This is a genomic window from Enterobacter sp. 296B2, from assembly GCF_034106185.1.
GTDB classification, from domain to species: Bacteria; Pseudomonadota; Gammaproteobacteria; order Enterobacterales; family Enterobacteriaceae; genus Enterobacter; species Enterobacter cloacae_N.
This window is the reverse complement of record NZ_JAWNCA010000066.1, coordinates 1-3,248: the sequence shown is the minus strand read 5'-3', so window position 1 is coordinate 3,248 and position 3,248 is coordinate 1. Positions and strand designations below refer to the sequence as shown.

4 protein-coding genes are annotated in these 3,248 nt (G+C 44.2%); all 4 read left to right on the top strand.

The features are described from left to right. Positions 1 to 1,628: YadA-like family protein (locus URZ40_RS23025; RefSeq protein WP_320721247.1), on the top strand; the 1,628-nt coding region annotated here is incomplete at its 5' end. Positions 1,629 to 1,765: 137 nt separating this feature from the next. Next, a complete protein-coding gene (locus tag URZ40_RS23020) occupies positions 1,766 to 2,446 on the top strand; it encodes a hypothetical protein (RefSeq protein ID WP_316379257.1) in 681 nt (226 codons plus the stop codon). A 253-nt stretch (positions 2,447 to 2,699) separates the two neighbouring features. Further along, positions 2,700 to 2,939 (top strand): hypothetical protein, encoded by a 240-nt coding sequence (locus URZ40_RS23015; protein ID WP_237766822.1) that lies wholly within the window; start codon positions 2,700 to 2,702, stop codon positions 2,937 to 2,939. 3 nt (positions 2,940 to 2,942) lie between these two features. Beyond that, positions 2,943 to 3,248: hypothetical protein (locus URZ40_RS23010; protein ID WP_320721245.1), on the top strand; the 306-nt coding region annotated here is incomplete at its 3' end.

The following is a 3,248-nucleotide window of genomic DNA, read 5'->3' as shown; positions in this document are numbered from 1 at the left end:
CTAAACCTGCAGAACAGGCGGTGCCGGTTGCCGCACCACAGGCCATCCCGGCTGCAGTTCCAAACGCGCCAGTTGTGACCGCTACTGTCACACCAAACCGCGCGCCGATCGCGACTCCTGCAGCGGTACCTTCTAAACCTGCAGAACAGGCGGTGCCGGTTGCCGCACCACAGGCCATCCCGGCTGCAGTTCCAAACGCGCCAGTTGTGACCGCTACTGTCACACCAAACCGCGCGCCGATCGTGACTCCTGCAGCGGTACCTTCTAAACCTGCAGAACAGGCGGTGCCGGTTGCCGCACCGCAGGCCATCCCGGCTGCAGTTCCAAACGCGCCAGTTGCAACCGCTACTGTCACACCAAACCGCGCGCCGATCGCGACTCCTGCAGCGGTACCTTCTAAACCTGCAGAACAGGCGGTGCCGGTAGATTCAGTTAATGCGCATACGGATAACTGGAAATATAACAATGAAACGCCAGCAAAGTTTCATAATGAAGTAGCGGCAAAATATCAGAATGAAGTTGCTGCAACTAACCGCATGGCTAACACTTCAGGCCGCGCTAAATATGCAGTCCCGGTAATCGTTGATGCTAGCGTGACAGGCAATAACGGCACCTTCATTGTTGAAGGACAAAATGGGGTAACTTACGATCTCGACGGACTCAAAGTGCAGTCAGAACATGCTTATACAAACACTTTGACGTTGAGTAACCAACTTACTCAAGAAAAACAAGATCGCACCGACGCTGAATCTCAAATCACTTCTGATTTGCAAGATGAAGGAAAAACTCGCGCTGATGCAGATGTCCAACTTCAGAAAGAAATTGATGTTAAGGCTGACGCAGCACAAGTTAATCAACTTGCAATCACATCTCATGCTTACGACTTGGCAGTTGAAGGCAAAGCAGATGCAAACACAAAAGACATTGCAGTGAACAGAGCAGCGATAGCTCAGAAAGCAGATACTTCCACCGTATCTGCCATAGAGACAAAAGTAGCTACTAACGCCAAGGACCTCTCTACCGAATCTCAGCGTGCAACAAAGGCTGAAACGGCTAACGAAGCAAACATATCTTTAAACGCTGGAGCTATAAGTAATAACACCGCAAAAATTGATAATGTTTCAAACGACGTAAATCGTAACGCTCTGTTAGAAGATACGCACTTCAAGACACTGCAAACAGCTGTCAGCCAGAAAGTCGATACAGGTACATACCAGCAACGGGCTGCAGATGTAGATCAACGCATCGCGGAACGGAAAGCAGCACAGGAAAAAACCGATAAAGTAGTTGCCAGCCATACCGCTGAACTCTCTGACCACGAAGCGCGAATTAGCGATCTCGAGTCGAAGAATCAAACTAACTTCGGTAAGTTGAAAAACCAAGTCGAGAGCAACCGTAAACGCGCCTCCGCAGGCATTGCTGGCGTTGCAGCAATAGCAACTATCCCGCAGGTCTTAGAGTCACAGAGTTTCAACCTTGGCGCTGGTGTTGGTAACACAGACAATGAAAGTGCACTGGCAGTTGGTTTTTCTGCTCGAGTTTCGCGATCAACCGTTATTAAGGCAGCCGTTTCAAACGATACTCAGCATAACTTTGTAATAGGTGCTGGTGTAGCTTATGGTTGGTAACCGAGACAAACTTATATTATCTAATGGTATCCATAAGTCGTGAATATCTCCCCCCTTTCTAAAGGGGGGTACTTATGTACATCAGTCAGGTTCTTCTTGTTCAGAATTATCATTGACTTACAGTTAAAGGGTATATTATGAATGATGCTCAGCCTTTTCCTGGTGTCCCATGTATTACCTATGGCATGCAAAATATGCTGCATACAGATGCAATGTTCGACAACAATAATGTGTTGATACCTCGCCCAGCTTCATTTTGGCTTGAATATTCAAATGCCGAAAAGATGCTCTTCGGACAAACCCACAACATATACTTATTTCCTACTAATGAGTTGATAACGGAACTTGAACAAATCATCGATGGACGATCAGCTATAGAGATTTGCGCTGGTAACGGAGGAATTTCAGGAGCACTTGGAATACCTGGAACTGATAGTAAAAACCTAAACGATACCAATGAAAATTGCTCAAGTTTCGCTTTTGGCTCGCATGTTGAAAAATGTGAGGCTTCATTAGCCGTGGCAAAATATAAACCTAAGGTTGTAATTGGTGCGTGGGTAGACCATCTATATGACCCTAAGCGTCATGATTTAGGAGGTAATACTGTGGGTGTAGACGAACATCATATAATCTCAGAAGTCGATGAATATATATTAATAGGGAACACGTCAGTTCACCGCAAATCACCTCTTCTGGAGGATCTGCATAGCTGTCAAATTAAAACGCACCGAATCATGACCTACTTTGTAGGAACCGAAATGCTTCAGAGTCGTTCCCGCTGCGGTCTTAACTTTATGTTGCGATTGACCCGAAAATGAATCATAAACTTGAAAATTATCTCAAGGTGGCAGTATGTGTAGTAACTACATTAATGTTTATGGCTCTTTTAGCATCACTGGCGTGTGTATATGCGACCCCATAAACACAATTTTAAAAATCACAGTCCTAATATCTATAGAAGTCACAACTAGCATTCAGCGACGCATTAAAAAATTCTTTAGCTATTACATAGTGATTTAAGCTCTTAAAATTGAAATGCCTACTTAGTTTATTAAATTTAAGGAATTATAAGTGAAATCGGCAACCAAAATTGCACTAGCAACATTTGCTCTTACAGTCGTTGGATGTAAATCCACCACAGAAAGAATTTACGAATGTGAAGCTCAGGGCATAAGCCGTGACGCTTGCTACACCGCAGAACAAAATCGTCAAGCTACCTTGAATGCTGCGGCACAGAAACAGGCTTACGAAAATGCAAGTGCCGCTGTAAACACCGATACAACACATAAACATCATCAAAGAGGTTATTAATAAATGAAGAAGATTTTAATTGTTACTTTTCTCTTAACGACAACCATCACGCAAGCACATGCTATATCTGAAGCCTACCGACGACAGTTGCAAAAAGAACATAAAACACAACTGAGTGATATTGCTGCACCTCAGAATGTTGAGGCGTATAAGCCTGGCAAATTAAAACCAATACATGTAAATAAAAATGGAATTGACTTCAAACGTTCAGCTGATGGTTTTGCATATCTCGATGGTGTTTTAATGGCTAAGGATGAAGATAACTCTGACGCTACTGCCTATAGCTCTGGTCTTTACACTGTGATTGTA